This is a genomic window from Pseudomonas sp. GL_103 (assembly GCF_057835175.1).
In genome coordinates, this window is sequence record NZ_CM174420.1 from 2,823,038 (window position 1) to 2,839,772 (window position 16,735).

At 61.6% G+C, this 16,735-nt stretch carries 13 protein-coding genes; 8 read left to right on the top strand and 5 right to left on the bottom strand.

The features are described 5' to 3' along the window. Positions 1 to 349: 349 nt before the first annotated feature. Positions 350 to 2,002 carry an arylsulfatase gene (locus AC3IP0_RS12895; RefSeq protein ID WP_489319537.1) on the top strand — a complete coding sequence of 551 codons (1,653 nt, stop codon included), beginning with the start codon at positions 350 to 352 and terminating at the stop codon, positions 2,000 to 2,002. Between the two features lie 79 nt (positions 2,003 to 2,081). Here the strand turns inward: AC3IP0_RS12895 and AC3IP0_RS12900 are convergent, their stop codons facing one another. From AC3IP0_RS12900 to AC3IP0_RS12910, 3 genes are all read right to left on the bottom strand, one after another. Next, complete coding sequence (locus AC3IP0_RS12900; protein ID WP_489319538.1) at positions 2,082 to 3,383, bottom strand: NAD(P)/FAD-dependent oxidoreductase; 1,302 nt, start codon at positions 3,381 to 3,383, stop codon at positions 2,082 to 2,084. Continuing rightward, positions 3,380 to 4,468, bottom strand: a complete 1,089-nt coding sequence (locus tag AC3IP0_RS12905; protein ID WP_489327569.1) for a polyamine ABC transporter substrate-binding protein — start codon at positions 4,466 to 4,468, stop codon at positions 3,380 to 3,382. Before AC3IP0_RS12905 ends, AC3IP0_RS12900 begins: the two co-directional genes overlap by 4 nt. 183 nt (positions 4,469 to 4,651) lie before the next feature. After that, on the bottom strand, positions 4,652 to 6,010 hold the full coding sequence (locus AC3IP0_RS12910; protein ID WP_007974329.1) for a glutamine synthetase family protein: 1,359 nt from the start codon (positions 6,008 to 6,010) through the stop codon (positions 4,652 to 4,654). A 162-nt stretch (positions 6,011 to 6,172) separates the two neighbouring features. Between AC3IP0_RS12910 and AC3IP0_RS12915 the strand changes: the two genes are divergently transcribed. Beyond that, a complete protein-coding gene (locus AC3IP0_RS12915) occupies positions 6,173 to 7,105 on the top strand; it encodes a helix-turn-helix domain-containing protein (protein ID WP_489319607.1) in 933 nt (310 codons plus the stop codon). Here AC3IP0_RS12915 and AC3IP0_RS12920 read toward each other — a convergent pair. Together AC3IP0_RS12920 and AC3IP0_RS12925 are read right to left on the bottom strand one after the other, a co-directional pair. Further along, entirely contained in the window at positions 7,102 to 7,698 is a 597-nt protein-coding gene (locus AC3IP0_RS12920) for a cupin domain-containing protein (RefSeq protein ID WP_056725067.1), read from the bottom strand. The two genes, AC3IP0_RS12915 and AC3IP0_RS12920, sit on opposite strands and share 4 nt — an antisense overlap. Before the next feature lie 162 nt (positions 7,699 to 7,860). Beyond that, a complete protein-coding gene (locus tag AC3IP0_RS12925; protein ID WP_489319608.1) occupies positions 7,861 to 9,822 on the bottom strand; it encodes an oxidoreductase in 1,962 nt (653 codons plus the stop codon). A 215-nt stretch (positions 9,823 to 10,037) separates the two neighbouring features. Here AC3IP0_RS12925 and AC3IP0_RS12930 point away from each other — a divergent pair, with 215 nt between their 5' ends. The 6 genes from AC3IP0_RS12930 to AC3IP0_RS12955 all read left to right on the top strand — a co-directional run bounded on the left by AC3IP0_RS12930 (position 10,038) and on the right by AC3IP0_RS12955 (position 16,684). Continuing rightward, complete coding sequence (locus AC3IP0_RS12930; RefSeq protein ID WP_489327570.1) at positions 10,038 to 11,087, top strand: ABC transporter substrate-binding protein; 1,050 nt, start codon at positions 10,038 to 10,040, stop codon at positions 11,085 to 11,087. A gap of 75 nt (positions 11,088 to 11,162) precedes the next feature. Continuing rightward, positions 11,163 to 11,951, top strand: a complete 789-nt coding sequence (locus AC3IP0_RS12935) for a class II aldolase/adducin family protein (RefSeq protein ID WP_489327572.1) — start codon at positions 11,163 to 11,165, stop codon at positions 11,949 to 11,951. Between the two features lie 245 nt (positions 11,952 to 12,196). Next, the gene (locus tag AC3IP0_RS12940) at positions 12,197 to 12,844 is read left to right on the top strand and encodes a TetR family transcriptional regulator C-terminal domain-containing protein (protein WP_110659255.1); all 648 of its coding nucleotides are present in this window, start codon (positions 12,197 to 12,199) and stop codon (positions 12,842 to 12,844) included. 92 nt (positions 12,845 to 12,936) lie between these two features. After that, on the top strand, positions 12,937 to 13,653 hold the full coding sequence (locus tag AC3IP0_RS12945; protein WP_489327574.1) for a response regulator: 717 nt from the start codon (positions 12,937 to 12,939) through the stop codon (positions 13,651 to 13,653). A 5-nt stretch (positions 13,654 to 13,658) separates the two neighbouring features. Further along, positions 13,659 to 14,432: a substrate-binding periplasmic protein gene (locus AC3IP0_RS12950; protein WP_489319612.1), complete on the top strand. Its 774-nt coding sequence runs from the start codon at positions 13,659 to 13,661 to the stop codon at positions 14,430 to 14,432. Next, positions 14,429 to 16,684, top strand: a complete 2,256-nt coding sequence (locus AC3IP0_RS12955) for an ATP-binding protein (RefSeq protein WP_489327575.1) — start codon at positions 14,429 to 14,431, stop codon at positions 16,682 to 16,684. The genes AC3IP0_RS12950 and AC3IP0_RS12955 overlap by 4 nt, the downstream gene beginning before the upstream one ends. The last annotated feature ends 51 nt before the right edge of the window (positions 16,685 to 16,735 follow it).

Genomic DNA, 16,735 nt, shown 5'->3' on the forward strand with positions numbered 1-16,735 from the left:
GGAAGTTCAGAGCACCCCCTCAATATAGAGGTGACTCGCAATTGAGCAAATCGAAAGTTGCAACCTGAGCACTATCCGCCGTAGGGGATGAATCGACACACGAAATTACATGGGAAGCAAGCGACGAACGACTTTGTATTCTTCTGCCTGCAATGCGCGTTATGAAAATAACCGTACTACGCTGACTCGGGTGCCTTGAGTAGCTACAGGAATTCAATTGCCTGGTCAGTTGAACGCCTTGAACTAACCAGAGGGCATGGTTTGGGGGTAACTCACCAGGGTCCGGTCACAAACTACTTGAAAACAGGTAGCCGACCACAAGGATCCGTCCCGATAAAGGAAGGTCGCCATGAAAAGACTCTCGCATCGCTCAAGGTTTTACATTGCAGGTTCATTACTGATAGCGCTTAACGGCATGGCCCAGGCTGCACAAACAGAAAAGCCCAATATCCTGTTCATCGTGTCCGACGATACCGGGTACGGCGATCTGGGCCCTTATGGTGGCGGCGTCGGCCGCGGCATGCCGACACCCAGCATCGACGAACTGGCCGCTGAGGGCACAACTTTTTACTCGTTCTACGCACAACCGAGCTGCACGCCAGGGCGAGCCGCCATGCAGACCGGGCGCATCCCCAATCGCAGCGGCATGACCACCGTGGCCTTCCAGGGCCAGGGCGGTGGTTTGCCCGCCGCCGAGTGGACACTGGCCTCGGTGCTCAAGACCGGCGGTTACGAGACCTATTTCACTGGCAAGTGGCACCTGGGTGAAGCCGACTATGCGTTGCCCAATGCCCAGGGTTATGACGTGATGAAGTACGTCGGCCTCTATCACCTCAATGCCTACACTTACGCCGACCCGACCTGGTTCCCCGACATGGACCCGGAAACCCGGGCGATGTTTGCCAAGGTGACCAAGGGCGCACTCTCGGGCAAAGCGGGAGAAAAGGCCGTCGAAGAGTTCAAGATCAACGGCCAGTATGTTGATACGCCGGTCATCGACGGCAAACCCGGTGTTGTCGGGATTCCCTACTTTGATGGTTATGTCGAAAAAGCCGCGCTGGAATTCCTCGACACCGCCGCCAAATCCGACAAGCCGTTCTTCATCAACGTCAACTTCATGAAAGTGCACCAGCCGAACCTGCCGGCACCGGAGTTCGTTCACAAGTCGATCTCCAAGTCCAAGTACGCCGACTCGGTGGTCGAACTGGATACGCGCATCGGTCGTATCATGGACAAGCTCAAGGCGCTGGGCCTGGATAAGAACACGCTGGTGGTCTACACCACCGACAACGGCGCCTGGCAGGACGTTTATCCGGACGCTGGCTACACGCCATTTCGTGGCACCAAGGGCACCGTACGCGAGGGCGGTAACCGGGTCCCTGCAATCATGACCTGGCCCGGAAAAATCAAACCCAATGCCAAGAACCACGACGTTCTCGGCGGACTCGACCTGATGGCGACCTTCGCCTCGGTGGCCGGCATCAAGTTGCCGGAGAAGGATCGCGAAGGTCAGCCGATCTATTTCGACAGCTATGACATGACCCCGGTGATAACCGGCACGGGCCCCGACCCACGTAAAGAGTGGTTCTACTTCACCGAAAACGAGTTGTCGCCGGGGGCGGCCCGCGTAGGCAACTACAAGGCCGTGTTCAACCTGCGTGGCGACAATGGTGTACCGACCGGCGGCCTGGCCGTGGACACCAACCTGGGCTGGAAAGGGGAGTCGAAGTACGTGGCGGTCGTACCGCAAGTCTTTGACTTGCTGCAAGATCCACAGGAGCGCTACGACATATTCATGAGTAACGTCACCGAGCGCACCTGGACCATGGTGCCGATCAGCCAGGCGATCAACAAGCTGATGCAGACCTACATCAAATACCCGCCACGCAAGCTGCAAAGCATGGGCTATGACGGGCCGATCGAGTTGTCCAAGTACCAGAAATTCCAGTCGATACGGGAAAGCTTGCAGAAGGAGGGCGTCAATATCCCGGTGCCTAACTAGCGGTGCGGCAGCGGTCTTGCTCAAGACCGCTGCATTTCTGTCAGCCAGGCGGGGGAACTCCCTCGCCACGGCTACCCGGTCAACCGAGCACTTCCCGCATCCGATACCAGAACATGCCAAGGGCCAGCAACGGCGAACGCAGGGCGCGTCCGCCGGGGAAGGTCATGTGCGGCACGGCGCTGAACACGTCGAAGCCTTTGCTGTGGCCGGCATGGATCGCTTCGCCCAACAACTTTGCGCACCAGTGGGTCACGTTCAGGCCATGGCCGGAGTAGCCCTGGGCGTAGAACACGTTCGGGTGCTGGCTCAGGCGCCCGACCTGGGGGAAGCGGTTGGCCGAGATGCCGATCTTGCCGCCCCACTGATAATCGATGCGCACATCGGCCAGTTGCGGGAACACCTTGAGCATCTGCGGGCGCATGTAGGCGCTGATGTCCGAAGGATCGCGCCCGGAGTAGTGGCAGGCACCGCCGAACAGCAAACGCCGGTCAGCCGAGAGCCGGTAGTAATCCAGGCCGACCTTCTGGTCGCACAGCGCGACGTTGTGCGGGATCAGTTTTTTGGCTGCGTCTTCCGACAATGGCTCGGTGGCGATGATGTAGCTGCCCGCCGGGAGCACCTTGCCGCTGAGCTTCGGTTCGAGCTCTTCGAGGTGCGCGTTGCAGGCGAGCACCAACGTGTCGGCGCGCACCGTGCCACCAGCACAACGAACCTGCACCGTGCTGCCATGGATCAACTCCAGCACCGGGCTCTGTTCGAAAATCTGCACCCCAAGGGACTCGGCAACTTGCGCTTCGCCAAGGACCAGGTTCAGCGGATGCAAATGCCCCGAGCCCATGTCCACCAGGCCACCGGCATACACACCGGAGTTCACCACCTGTTCACGAATCTGCTGCGGCGCGACCAGTCGGGTTTCAAAGGCGTAGCCGGATTCAATCAGCTCCGCCTGCTCGGCCTTGAACGCCTTGAACTGGGCCGGGGTATTGGCCAGTTCGCAGAAGCCCCAGCTCAGGTCGCAATCGATGCCGTGCTCGCGGATCCGGTTGGCCACGACTTGCACCGACTCGGTCCCGGCGTGTTCCAGGTATTGCACGCCATCGGCGCCGATGTGCTTGGCGAAACCGCTGACGTCATGGCCGATACCACGAATCAACTGACCACCGTTGCGCCCGCTGGCGCCCCAGCCAACTCGCCGGGCTTCCAGCAGGACTACCGAGAGGCCACGCTGGGCCAGTTCGATGGCAGTGTTGATGCCGGTGAAACCCGCACCGACCACGCAGACATCGGCCGTAAGGTCTGAAGCCAGCGCGGGACGCTGCCTCATGCCCTTGGCGGACGCTGCGTAATAGGAGTGGGTGTGTTCCTTGGTGTACTGATTCATTTGTTGGACTTCACTTTGCTCCACGAGCGGGTCATCAGGCGCATGATCGACTGCGGCGGCGTGGTGGAGATGTAGAGTTTGTCGAGGACTTCCTGGGACGGATAAACCTCGGGGTTGCTGACCAGCTCAGGGTCCATGTACTGCTTGGCGGCCGGGTTCGGGTTGGCGTAGCCGACCGACTCACTGACCTTGGCAATCACTTGCGGGTCCAGCAGGTAGTTGATGAAGGCGTGGGCTTCTTTCGGATTGCCGGCGTCGGCGGGGATGGCCAGCAGATCGAACCACAGGTTGGCGCCTTCCTTGGGAATGGCGTAGGCGATGTTCACGCCGTTCTTGGCTTCCTTGGCACGGTTGGCGGCCTGGAACACGTCACCCGAGTAACCGAACGCCACGCAGATGTCGCCGTTGGCCAGGTCCGAGACGTACTTGGAGGAGTGGAAGTAGGTGATGTAGGGGCGGATCTGCAGCAGCTTGGCTTCGGCCTTCTTGAAGTCCTCGGGGTTTTCGCTGCGCGGGTCCATGCCCATGTAGTTGAGCATCGCCGGGAACACTTCGTCCGCCGAGTCCATCATCGACACGCCGCAGGCGCTGAGCTTCTTGATGTTTTCCGGTTCGAACAGCACGGCCCAGGAGTCGATCTGGTCGATGCCCAGCACAGCCTTGACCTTGTCGACGTTATAGCCGATGCCGTTGGTGCCCCACAGGTACGGTACCGAGTGCGAGTTGCCCGGATCGTTTTTTTCCAGCAGCGCCAGCAGTTTCGGGTCGAGGTTCTTGAAATTCGGTAGTTGTTCGCGATCGAGCTTGAGAAACGCGCCAGCCTTCACCTGGCGGGCGAGGAAGTGGTTGGACGGCACCACCACGTCATACCCGGTACGACCGGCAAGCAGTTTGCCTTCCAGGGTTTCGTTGGAATCGAATACGTCGTAGATCACCTTGATCCCGGTCTTGGCCTGGAAGTCGGCGAGGGTGGTTTCGCCGATGTAGTCGGTCCAGTTGTAGACGCTGACCTGGGGTTGGGCCTGGGCAACGGCGCTGAACAGAACCGCCAGTGCGGCCGGGACCACGGATTTCAATAGACGCATGTCGATACCTTCTTGGAATTATTGGATTCTTCAGGTGATTCTTTGGTGATCACTTGCCTCCTGTGGGAGCGGGCTTGCTCGCGAAGAGGCCGGTACATTCAACATCATCGTTGACTGACAGGCCGCCTTCGCGAGCAAGCCCGCTCTCACAGGGAATGTGTGATGCCTGGGGGAGCTGGGGCCTTAGACGCTGAGCATCAGGAACTCACGCTCCCACGAACTGATCACCCGTTTGAAGTTCTCGTGCTCGGCGCGTTTGACCGCAACATAGCCCCGCACGAACTTGCTGCCCAGGTAACGGCTGATGGTGTCGCACTCTTCCATTTGCGTCAGGGCGTCCTCGATGGTGATCGGCAGGCGCAGGTTGCGACGCTCATAGGCGCGGCCCTGTACCGCAGCGCTCGGCTCGATGCGCTCGACCATGCCCAGGTAACCACACAGCAGGCTGGCGGCGATGGCCAGGTACGGGTTGGCGTCAGCGCCCGGCAGACGGTTCTCGACGCGCATGGCGTCGGGGCTTGAGGTTGGCACGCGCAGGCCGACGGTGCGGTTTTCTTCGCCCCATTCGACGTTCACCGGTGCCGAGGTGTCCGGCAGGAAGCGGCGGAACGAGTTGACGTTCGGCGCGAACATCGGCAGCACTTTCGGGATGTACTTCTGCAGGCCACCAATGTGATGCAGGAACAGCTCGCTCATGTTGCCATCGGCATCGGCGAAGATCGGCTGGCCGGTGGCAATGTCCACCACGCTCTGGTGAATGTGCATGGCGCTGCCAGGCTCGTCGCCGACCGGCTTGGCCATGAAGGTTGCCGCCACGTTGTGCTTGAGCGCCGCCTCACGCATGGTGCGCTTGAACACGGTGATCTGGTCGGCCAGGTCCAGGGCGTTGCCGTGACGGAAGTTGATTTCCATCTGCGCCGGGCCGTCTTCGTGGATCAGCGTGTCGAGGTCCAGACCTTGCAGTTCGCACCAGTCGTAGACGTCTTCGAACAGCGGGTCGAATTCGTTGGCCGCGTCAATGGAGAACGACTGACGACCGCTTTCGGCGCGGCCCGAACGGCCCATCGGCGCCTTGAGCGGCAGGTCCGGGTCTTCGCAACGCTGGGTCAGGTAGAACTCCATTTCCGGCGCGACAATCGGCCGCCAGCCTTTGTCGGTGTACAACTGCAGGACTTTCTTCAGCACGTTGCGCGGCGACAGTTCGATCGGGTTGCCGAACTTGTCGAAAGTGTCGTGGATCACGATGGCGGTCGGCTCGATGGCCCATGGCACCACGTAGACAGCGTCGGCGTCCGGCTTGCAGACCATGTCGATATCGGCCGGGTCGAGCAGGTCGTAGTAGATGTCGTCGTCGACAAAGTCCCCGGTTACCGTTTGCAGAAGGACACTTTCCGGCAGGCGCATGCCTCGCTCATGCAGGAACTTGTTGGTCGGTGCAATTTTGCCGCGTGCAATGCCGGTCAGGTCGCTGACGACGCACTCGACTTCGGTAATCTTGTGATCTTTCAGCCAAGTGAACAGCTGATCGAAAGGGACATTCATAAAGACCTCGTTATTGGTTTTATTAACGCCAGGAGAGACCGGTTTCATCCGCCGGACACTTCCCCTGTAGCGCGTTGACGACTATCTTGTGCGAGCCTTGCAGTTCCATCTATCCACTTTAAGCAGCACAAAGCGCACCAAAAGAGTGCGTAAGGTCGCCCCATGACAGGTTCCAATTCCCTCCAGGTCCAAGCGTTCAACACCGCCGATGTCGCCGAGCAAATCCGCGCCACGCCGGGCTGGGTGCAGCAATACCAGCAGATGTCGCCGGGGCATTTCGCGGGTAGGGTGCGTTATCTGGATCTGCAGGGCGTGGAGATTTACGAAGAGTCGATGAACACCCGGGTCGAGCAGAATTTCAGCGCGCCCCAGGGTTCGTTGTCGTTCTGTTTCGATCGCGGCGACAACGCGCTGTACGTGTTGAATGGCGAAAGCCGCAACATCTGGATCACCCCGGAGAACTACCAGGAAATCGCCGTGGTGTTCGGGCCGGAGTTTGTAAAGCGCCACAGCCTCGACATCGCCAGGCTCGAAGGGCTGTTCATGGCACCGCTCAACTCCCAGCAGAACGCGCTGTTCTGCCGTTGGCTCAGCGGGACCTTGACGCGGCTGTCGCAGACCTTCGATCCACCGAGCCGCGAAGCGCTGACCCAGCAACTGCTGGAAGATTGCCTGTTCATCCTCGACAACGCCTGTGTCGGCCTCGACCAGGGGTCCCTGCAGCGTCGGGCCGGGGAGCGGTCGATCATGAAGCGGGTAGGGGAATGGGCGGCGGACACCCCGGAAGAACACCTCAACCTGCTGGAGTTGTCCCAGGTCGCGGGGGTTTCACTGCGCCAGTTGCAGCATGCGTTCAAGACCTACACCGGCATGTCGCCGACCCAGTGGCTGCGCCTGCGCCGACTCAACAGCGCGCGTCGCGAACTGCTGAGCCGCACGCCGACGCAAACCACCGTGGCCGAGGTGGCGATGCATTGGTCGTTCTGGCATCTGGGGCGGTTTTCCAGCAGCTACCGCGCGTTGTTCAACGAGCTGCCGAGCGACACCCTCAAGCGTGCGAGTACCACTCAGTCAAGCGGTCGCCGCCGACGTTAGAACGTCGGCGGCGTAATCACCCAGATCACCACCGCATCGACATCGCCGGGGTTGCCGTAGCGGTGCGGCTCCTGGCTGGAAAAGCTGAAGCTGTCGCCTTCATTAAGCTGGAAGTGGCGCTCGCCGACCCACAACTCGAAACTCCCCGAGAGCAAGTAGCCGGCTTCTTCACCGTCGTGGCTGTAGCTTTGCTGGCTGTAGGTGCCAGGCGGGAAACGCGAGTGGAGCATTTCCAGTTGGCGGTTGGCTTGCGGCGTCAGCAACTGGTCGACGATGCCGTCTTCGTAATGCACGTTCAGACGGCTGTTCTTGCGCACCACGACACCATCGTCTTCGGGCGCGGTGACCGCTTCACTGGCGAAGAACCACTGGATGGTGACGCCGAGGCTGCGGGCAATGTTGAACAGCGCCGGAATCGACGGGTAGGCGAGGTTGCGTTCCAGCTGGCTGATGTAGCCGGCGGTGAGTTCGCTCTGTTGCGCCAGTTCCGCCAGGGTCATGCCCCGGCGCTTGCGCAGGCCGCGAATGCGCGTGCCGAGAAAATGCGGTTCGGCGCTGCCTGATGCGGGCGGGGTCTTGCTGTTGTTGCTCATGGAAAATTCCGAACCGGGGGCTACGCTACGCCCTGGTAGGAGCTGCCGCAGGCTGCGATCTTTTGATCTTGTTTTTGAAAAGCAAAATCAAAAGATCGCAGCCTGCGGCAGCTCCTACAGAGAGCGATCATTTGAATGTAAAGCCCCGGAGTATAAACAGCCTTAAAGCTCCCACGCGACTTTCAGGCCTTCATAAATCGCTTCTTCGGCGGTACGTGGCGCCAGGCAGTCGCCGATGCGACGAAACTCCACCAGCCCTTGCAACTCTGTGCCCAGGGTATCCACCGGTTGATGGCCCTGGCACAGCACCAGCGTATCGATGTTCTCCATCAGCATCGGTTCGCCACTGGCAGTGTGTTGCAGGTACACCGTGTTGTCATCGCAGCCATACAACCGCGCGTACGGCGTGATCGGCACGCCCAGCTTATGCAGCTCGCCGGCCAGTTGATCTCGCACGTACAGCGGCAGGTTTTCCCCGCAATGGGTGCCGTTGACCGCCAGTTGCACCTGGTGCCCGGCGCGAACCAGGCGCTCGGCGATACCGGGGCCGATCCAGTCGCAGCGCCAGTCGACCACCACCACCGAACGGCCGACCTGTACTTCATCGCGCAGCACTTGCCAGGCGTCCACCACCTGCAACTCGCCACCGCGCTCGAAGGGCGGCCAGTACGGCTCGGCTCCGGTAGCGACGATCACCACGTCCGGTTTTTCCTGCTCCACCAGTGCCCGGTCGACTCGGGTGTTGCGCACCACGCGCACGCCGGCCAGTTCCATTTCCCGTTGCAGGTTGGTGCACGCACCACCGAATTCGCTGCGCCGTGGCAGCAGTTGCGCGAGCAACACCTGACCGCCCAGTTGCGAGCTGGCTTCGTACAACGTCACCTCATGCCCGCGCTGGGCCGCGACGGTGGCGGCTTTCATCCCGGCCGGACCACCGCCGGCGATCATGATGCGTTTGCGCTGTGGCGCTTGTCGGCGTTCGCCGAAGATCAGCTCGCGCCCGGTTTCCGGGTGCTGGATGCAGGAAATCGGCAAGCCCTTGTGGAAGTGGCCGATGCACGCCTGATTGCAGGCAATGCACGCCCGCACGTCTTCGACGCGGCCGGTGTCGGTCTTGTTGGGCATTTGCGGGTCGCAGATCAGCGCCCGGGTCATGCCGCACACATCGGCCTGGCCGCGAGCCAGAATCAGCTCGGCTTCCTGGGGCTGGTTGATGCGCCCGGTAACGAACAACGGAATGTTCAGACTGGCCTTGAACGTGCCGGCTTCTTTAGCCAGGTACGCTGCTTCGATCGCCATCGGCGGCACGATGTGCACCGCGCCGCCAAGGGAAGCCGAGGTACCGGCGACGATGTGCACGTAATCGAGCTGAGCTTGCAGTGACTGCACGGCGGCCAGGGATTCGTCTTCGGTCAGGCCTTCCGGGTCGCGCTCGTCGGCGGAGATGCGCAGGCCGACGATGAACTGCTCGTCGGTCGCCTCGCGCACAGCGGCTATGACCTCGCGCAGAAAGCGCAAACGCTGCTCCAGCCCGCCGTTGTAGCCATCGGTACGCCGGTTGACCCGCGGATTGATGAATTGCGCCGGCAGGTAACCGTGGCTGGCCACGACCTCGACGCCATCGATGCCTGCCTGATGCAGGCGGCGGGCGGCAGCGGCATAACCGGCGACGATCTCGTCGATCATCGCCTGGTCCAGCGCGCGGGGCATCACCCGGAAGCGTTCGTTGGGCACTGACGATGCGGAGTAGGCCACCGCCAGCAAGCCATCGCTGGACTCCATGATCTCCCGCCCCGGATGAAACACCTGGGACAACACCACCGTGCCGTGGGCGTGGCAGGTTTGCGCCAGTTTGCGGTAGCCCTCGATGCACGCATCGTCGGTGGCCATCAGCACGTGGGAGGTGTAGCGCGCACTGTCATGCACGCCGGCCACTTGCAGCACGATCAGCCCGGCACCGCCTTCGGCGCGCGCCCGGTGATAGGCGATCAATTGTTCATTGACCAGGTTGTTGGTGGGCATCGAGGTGTCGTGTCCGCTGGACATGATGCGGTTCTTCAGGCGCTTGCCACGGATCTCCAGGGGTTCGAACAGGTGCGCGAAGGCGGGTGTCGAGGTCGGCATGGGGCGGGTACTCCTGGCAGGCTGAAGCCGAAAGGCCGGGTTTCGGCGTTGTTATTATTGCGCTATAGAAATTTACCTTCAGTAAAAAATCAACTTGTTTTTTTACTGCGCCTTGCAGTAATTTCGTCTCGAGCCCGCTCCTGGGCCGAACCTCACAACAATAAAAAGGGCTGCGCGGGCCTTGGGTCCCGTGGCACCTGCAAGAGGAACCACTGATGAAATCGCACACGCTCAAGCACGGTTTTTATCCCTTGGTGTTGTCCGTGGCCATAGGCCTGGGCAGCGCTCAGGCAGCATCGGACATGGTGGTGGTCGGATACGGCGGAGCCGGACAAAAAGCCCAGGACGTGGCGTTCTTTCAACCCTTCGCCGCCGTGGATCAAAGCAAGGTGATCCAGAGTGAATACAACGGCGAAATGGCGAAAATCAAAGTGATGGTCGACACCGGCAACGTCGACTGGGACGTGGTGCAGATCGAAGGCCCGGACCTGATGCGCGGCTGCGAGGAAGGCATGTATGAGCGCCTGGACTGGATCCGCCTGGGCCACGCCGACCAGTTGATCCCCGAAGCGGCGCAGGAATGCGGGTCTGCGGCGCTGGTGTGGAGCGTGGCGATTGCCTACGACACCGACAAACTGGCCCAGGCCCCGACCTCGTGGGCAGATTTTTGGGACGTGAAGAAAACCCCCGGCAAGCGTGGGCTGCGCAAACGCGCGGTGTACAACCTGGAGTTCGCCTTGCTGGCGGACGGAGTGAAAACCGAAGACGTCTACAAGGTACTCAGCACCCCACAGGGTGTGGACCGGGCATTCGCCAAACTCACTGAACTCAAGCCTTACATCCAGTGGTGGGAGGCGGGCGCGCAACCGCCACAATGGCTCACCGCCGGCGATGTGGTGATGACCTCGACCTACAGCGGACGCATCGCCGACGCCGCGCAGAAGGGCAGCCACCTGGGTCTGGTCTGGCCTGGCAGCCTGTACGGCATGGATTACTGGGCGATCATCAAAGGCTCCAGACATGTGGATCAGGCCAAGCGCTTTATTGCCTTCGCCAACCAGCCGGACGCACAGGTCAACTACGTGCAGCAGATCCCCTACGGCCCGACCAACACCCAGGCCGCCGCACGGCTGGACGACAAACTGGCGCAATGGGTGCCCACGGCGCCGCAGAACCTCAAGGGCGCACTGTCGATGAACGTCGGTTTCTGGGTCGATCATGGCGAAGAGCTCGAAGAGCGCTTCAACGCCTGGGCCAGCAAATAAACACGGACGGCTGGACGTGTCCAAGCGTCCAGCCTTACTGTCTGCCCAGCCGATCAGCCTGGAGAAACCACGACAATGAACAAAATCGCCACTCACCTGGCCCCCGAGCGCAGCGCCATCGAGCAGCGCCTGCGCGAGGAACTGGCGGCCTGTTACCGTTTGATTGCGCACTTTCGCATGACCGATCTGATCTTCACCCACATCTCGGTGCGCATTCCGGGGCCGGAGCATCACTTTCTGATCAACTCCTACGGGCTGATGTTCGATGAAATCACCGCGTCCAATCTGGTGAAGATTGACCTCGATGGCCACGCCGTGGAGCCGTCGCCGTTCCCGATCAACCCGGCCGGCTTCGTGATCCACAGCGCCATCCACGGCGCCCGCGAAGATGCGCAATGCGTGCTGCACACCCACACCAGATCCGGTTGCGCGGTGGCGGCGTTGAAGTGCGGGTTGTTGCCGGTGAACCAGATTTCCATGGAGTTCTATGGCCGTGTTGCCTACCACGACTACGAGGGCGTGGCGCTGGACCTGAGCGAGCAAAAAAGGCTGGTGGCGGACCTGGGCGACAAGCCGGTACTGATGCTGCGCAACCATGGTTTGCTGACCGTCGGCGAGACGGTGAGCCAGGCGTTCCTGCGCATGTATTACCTGGAAAAGGCCTGTGAAATCCAGTTGGCCGCCCAAGCCGCCGGTGAAGTTGTTCTGCCGTCGGACGAGGTCTGCGCGCATACCGAGCGCCAGTTCAATGATCCGGGTCGACCGTTGGAGGAGGGTGAGCTGAGTGATCCGGATGCCATGCAACTGGCCTGGGCGGCGTTGTTGCGAATGCTGGATCGTGTGGCGCCGGGTTACCGCGACTGATCCGGATTTTGTGTTGTATGGACTGACGTCATCGCGAGCAAGCTCGCTCCCACAGTGGTTTGGGTTGTTCGCAGATCTTGCGTACACCCGTTAACCCTGTGGGAGCGGGCTTGCTCGCGAAGCAGGCGCCACGGTCTACCAGACTGGCAACTGACTGGAGAATTGGCCCGCTCTTGCTGTACAGTCGTTCAGCCCGCCGCTAACCCGCACAGGCCTAAACGATTGAACCAAGGAGCGTGTCGCCCATGAACCAGGAAGCCCGTTTTTCCCGCATGGAACCGGAGTTGCGCAAAGCCAACCTGATCGAGGCGACGCTGGTGTGCCTCAAGCGTCACGGCTTCCAGGGCGCGTCGATCCGCAAGATATCTGCTGAGGCCGGGGTCTCGGTGGGGCTGATCAGCCATCACTATTCCGGCAAGGATGAACTGGTGGCCGAGGCCTACATGGCGATCACCGGGCGGGTCATGACCTTGCTGCGCGACGCCATGGAGCAAGCGGCGCCGAATGCCAGAGAACGGCTGTCGGCGTTTTTCCGCGGATCGTTTTCCGCCGAGCTGCTCGATCCGCAACTGATCGATGCGTGGCTGGCGTTCTGGGGCGCGGTGAAAACCGCCGAGGCCATCAACCAAGCCCACGATCATTCCTATGGCGAGTATCGCGGCATCCTGCGCAAGGTGCTGGCGGAACTGGCCCGGGAGGAAGGCTGGGAAAACTTCGACGCCGACCTCGCCGCCATCAGCCTCAGCGCCTTGCTCGACGGCTTGTGGCTGGAGTCCGGGCTGAACCCCGGCACCTTCACCCCGGAGCAGGGCATCCAGATTTGCGAGGCCTGGGTCGATGGTTTGCAGGCCGGCGGACGCCAGCGCTTCTGCGTGCAGACGAGCGACTGTTGATCAGTCGTTCAGCAATCGATACTCTCTGGCGCCGATGCAGGAAAACACTCTAATAAGAAACTGGCCTTCGGGCCTATGCCGGACACCAAGCGATGACTCCTCGGGTATTGATCGTCGATGACGATCCGCTGATTCGCGATCTGCTGCACGCCTACCTGTCCCAGGAAGGCTACGACGTCCATTGCGCCGCCACGGCAGAACTGGCGGAAACCTTCCTGGCGAGCCAGAGCGTCGACCTGGTGATGCTCGACATTCGCCTGCCGGGCAAGGACGGCCTGACCCTGACCCGCGAGCTGCGGGTGCGTTCGGAAGTCGGGATCATCCTGATCACCGGGCGCAACGACGAAATCGACCGCATCGTCGGCCTCGAATGCGGCGCTGATGACTACGTGATCAAACCCCTCAATCCAAGGGAACTGGTGTCCCGGGCGAAAAACCTGATTCGCCGGGTCCGTCATGCGCAAACGCCAGCGCCGGCCGTCGCGACGGCCAAGCCAGTCAAGCAGTTCGCCGACTGGGCGCTGGACACCGACCGCCGTCGCCTGATCGACCCGTCCGGCAGCGAAACCCTGCTGACCCACGGCGAATACCAGTTGCTCAGCGTGTTCCTGCGCAACAGCGGCCACACCCTCAGCCGCGACCAGTTGATGGACCAGATCCGCAACCGCGAATGGGTGCCCAACGACCGCTCCATCGATGTGCTGGTCGGGCGCCTGCGCCGCAAGTTGCACGACGATCCGGCCGAACCGCAGTTGATCATCACCATTCACGGCGCCGGTTACCTGTTCACCGCCAGCGTGGCGGCCTGAACCTGATGGCGCGATGGCTTTGCCTGCTGGCGCTGCTGGTGGCCGGCCATGCCGTCGCGGCGGACAAGGTTCGCTATTGCGATTACCCGGTGTACCCGCCGGTCTCCTGGAGCGACGGCAAGCAGGTGCGCGGCCTGGCGCCGAACGTGGTGAAAAACCTGTTTGGGCAGTTGGGTTACGAGGTCGAGATGGTGGTGCTGGGCAACTGGAAACGCTGCCTGCTGGACGCCGCCGAAGGCCGGGTCGATGTGGTGCTGGCCTACAGCACCGCGCAACGGGAGCAAAGCATGCTGTTCTCGACGGTGCCGGTATTGCGTGAAGAAGTGGCGTTGTTCGTCAACCGCCAGCACCCGGTGAAATTCGAACAACTGGACGACCTGGCCCGTTACCGTGGCGGCCTGTTGTTCGGCGAGAGCTACGGCGTGGAGTTCGATCGCATGGTTGCGCGCAACAACAATATCGAATGGGTTTCCGACAGCCACCAGAACTTCGGCAAGCTGATTCGCGGGCGCATCGATTTCATCACCCAGGAGCGACGCACTGGCCAGCTGTACGTGGAAAACCTGCCCGGCGGCCAGGACATCGTCGCCTTGCCCAAGGCGTTGAATGTGGACTATTTGCGGGTTGCCGTGTCGCGGCGCTCGCCCTTGGCCACTCGCATGCCCGAGATCAATGCGCAGTTGCAGCGCATGGTCGATGCCGGTGATATCGAGCGCTGGCTCAACGAAAGCGAAGTGACCTACCGCGACATGATCAACCTGCCGGCAGATGCGCAATGATTCGCGCCCGTCCCGGTGGACTGCTGCGACGCCTGTTGCTGTTCATTCTGTTGTTCAGCCTGTGCTTCACTGTGCTGGCCAGCAGCGTGCAACTGTACATCGAGTATCGACGGGAAATGCGCGACATCGATTCGCGCATGGAGCTGATCCGCGCCGGCTACCTGGCCAGCCTGGAACGCAGCCTCTGGGACTTGAACCAGGAACAGTTGAACGTGCAGTTGCGCGGGCTGGTGGACTTCTCCGATGTCGCGCGGGTGCACTTGACCAGCGCCGATTTCGACCTGGTACAGGGCAATCCGCACCCCACGGGGCCGCTGCGCATCGAGCGCTTTGTCCTGGACTATCAGCCGCCGTCCGGTCCTTTGCGCAACCTTGGCGAGCTGGAAGTCAGTACGGATCTGGGGGCGGTGTACCAGCGTCTATACGCTACCGGTTTGACCAGCCTGTTGTGGATGGCGGTGTTCCTCTGCGGCTTGGCCGTGGCTCTGTCTGGCTTGTTTTATCGACTGGTGACCCGGCACCTGAAAGTCATGGCCGAGTTTGCACGGCGCATCGCCGCCGGTGAGTGGCACGAACCTCTGCATCTGGACAAGCGTCGTGGCAGCGACGAAATCGACACCGTGGCCCATGCGCTGGACGACATGCGCCGGGCGATCCTGCGGGACATCGAGCGTCGGGAAACCGATCGCCTGGCCTTGCAGGACAACCGTGACGAGCTGCTGAAAATGGTCGAGCGCCGCACCGCCAGCCTGATGCGTGCCAAAGACGAGGCGGAAGCGGCCAACCTCGCCAAGTCGCGGTTCCTTGCGACCATGAGCCACGAACTGCGCACGCCCCTCAATGGCATTCTCGGCATGGCCGAATTGCTACGCGGCGCGCGTCTGGATGCCCAGGACGGCAAACGCCTGGATGCCTTGCACAAGGCTGGCGAAGGCTTGCTGACGATCCTCAACGAAGTGCTGTATTTCGCCAAGCTGGAGGAGGGCGTCAGCCATCCCGAACCGGTGGATTTCTCGTTGCGCCAGTTGCTCGACGAAGTGCTGACATTGTTGGAACCGCGAGCGCTGAACAACGACACGATCCTCAGTTGCCGCATCGATCAGCGGATTGCCGAGCATCACCACGGCGCCGAGCAGTTCCTGCGTCAGGTGCTGAGCAACCTGCTGGCCAACGCGATCAAGTTCACCGAAGGCGGCGAAGTCAGCGTCGAGGTGGCGCTTCTCACCGAAACGGGCGAGCAGACCGGGCAGCGGCTGCGGGTCAGTGTCACGGACGACGGCATCGGCATTGCCCCGGCGATGCAGGCGAAGATTTTCGAGCGTTTCACCCAAGCCAGCGAAGAAGTCGCGCAACGTTTTGGTGGCACGGGGTTGGGGTTGGCAATCTGTAAACATCTGGTGGAGCAAATGGGCGGCTGCATCGGCGTGGACAGTGAAGAGGGGCGCGGCAGTTGCTTCTGGTTCGAGCTGTCCTTGCAGCCGGCCAGCGGCGTGACTGAGGCCCCGCCGGTGCGGGCGGCGGGGCCGGCACTGAACATCCTGGTGGTCGAGGACGTGGCGCTCAACCGCGAAGTGGCCAAGGGCTTGCTGCAACGGGACGGCCACCGGGTGTGGTTGGCCGAAGAGGCGGAGCAGGCACTGGAGCACTGCAAGGCGCAGGTTTTCGATCTGATGCTGCTGGACGTGCATCTGCCGGGCATCAGCGGTGTCGAGCTGTGCCGGCAGATCCGCCTCAGCGACGGGCCGAACCGCCATACGCGCATTTTCGCCCTGACAGCCAGCGTGCAGCCGGCACTGGTGCGCGGTTATCTGGAGGCCGGCATGGACGGTGTCCTGGCCAAGCCCTTGAAGCTGGAAAACCTGCGCCAGGTGCTGGAAGGGCAGGCGCCTGTGGCCGAGTCGCTGCCGAGCGATGAGGCAATGGACTGGCCGCTGTTGCAGACCCATCGCAGCTTGCTCGGTGCGCAAAAGGTCCAGGGTTTGCTGGCGGTACTGCGTGACTCGATCCTGCAACACCGCGATGCGCTGCATGAAGCCATGGCCGCCGACGACTGCACAGAGGTCGCGCAACTGGCTCACCGCCTGGCCGGTAGTTGCGATTCCCTGGGTTTTCGGGCCTTGGCTGCCACGTTAAGGACGCTGGAGACCTTGGCGCTGGCAAACGATGAATCGGCGATCCAGCGCATGAGCCCCACGCTCGATGAGCAATTGCAGCACTCGCTCGATACCCTCAAAGGCCTGTTGCAGAGCTGACGTACAAGTTTGTTACGACTTTGTACAACTTCGATCTTTACGGTCAACGCG

Coding starts and splice junctions, on each gene's coding strand:
- AC3IP0_RS12895 (WP_489319537.1), top strand. CDS start 350: ATGAAAAGACTCTCGCATCGCTCAAGGTTTTACATTGCAGGTTCATTA.
- AC3IP0_RS12900 (WP_489319538.1), bottom strand. CDS start 3,383: ATGAATCAGTACACCAAGGAACACACCCACTCCTATTACGCAGCGTCC.
- AC3IP0_RS12905 (WP_489327569.1), bottom strand. CDS start 4,468: ATGCGTCTATTGAAATCCGTGGTCCCGGCCGCACTGGCGGTTCTGTTC.
- AC3IP0_RS12910 (WP_007974329.1), bottom strand. CDS start 6,010: ATGAATGTCCCTTTCGATCAGCTGTTCACTTGGCTGAAAGATCACAAG.
- AC3IP0_RS12915 (WP_489319607.1), top strand. CDS start 6,173: ATGACAGGTTCCAATTCCCTCCAGGTCCAAGCGTTCAACACCGCCGAT.
- AC3IP0_RS12920 (WP_056725067.1), bottom strand. CDS start 7,698: ATGAGCAACAACAGCAAGACCCCGCCCGCATCAGGCAGCGCCGAACCG.
- AC3IP0_RS12925 (WP_489319608.1), bottom strand. CDS start 9,822: ATGCCGACCTCGACACCCGCCTTCGCGCACCTGTTCGAACCCCTGGAG.
- AC3IP0_RS12930 (WP_489327570.1), top strand. CDS start 10,038: ATGAAATCGCACACGCTCAAGCACGGTTTTTATCCCTTGGTGTTGTCC.
- AC3IP0_RS12935 (WP_489327572.1), top strand. CDS start 11,163: ATGAACAAAATCGCCACTCACCTGGCCCCCGAGCGCAGCGCCATCGAG.
- AC3IP0_RS12940 (WP_110659255.1), top strand. CDS start 12,197: ATGAACCAGGAAGCCCGTTTTTCCCGCATGGAACCGGAGTTGCGCAAA.
- AC3IP0_RS12945 (WP_489327574.1), top strand. CDS start 12,937: ATGACTCCTCGGGTATTGATCGTCGATGACGATCCGCTGATTCGCGAT.
- AC3IP0_RS12950 (WP_489319612.1), top strand. CDS start 13,659: ATGGCGCGATGGCTTTGCCTGCTGGCGCTGCTGGTGGCCGGCCATGCC.
- AC3IP0_RS12955 (WP_489327575.1), top strand. CDS start 14,429: ATGATTCGCGCCCGTCCCGGTGGACTGCTGCGACGCCTGTTGCTGTTC.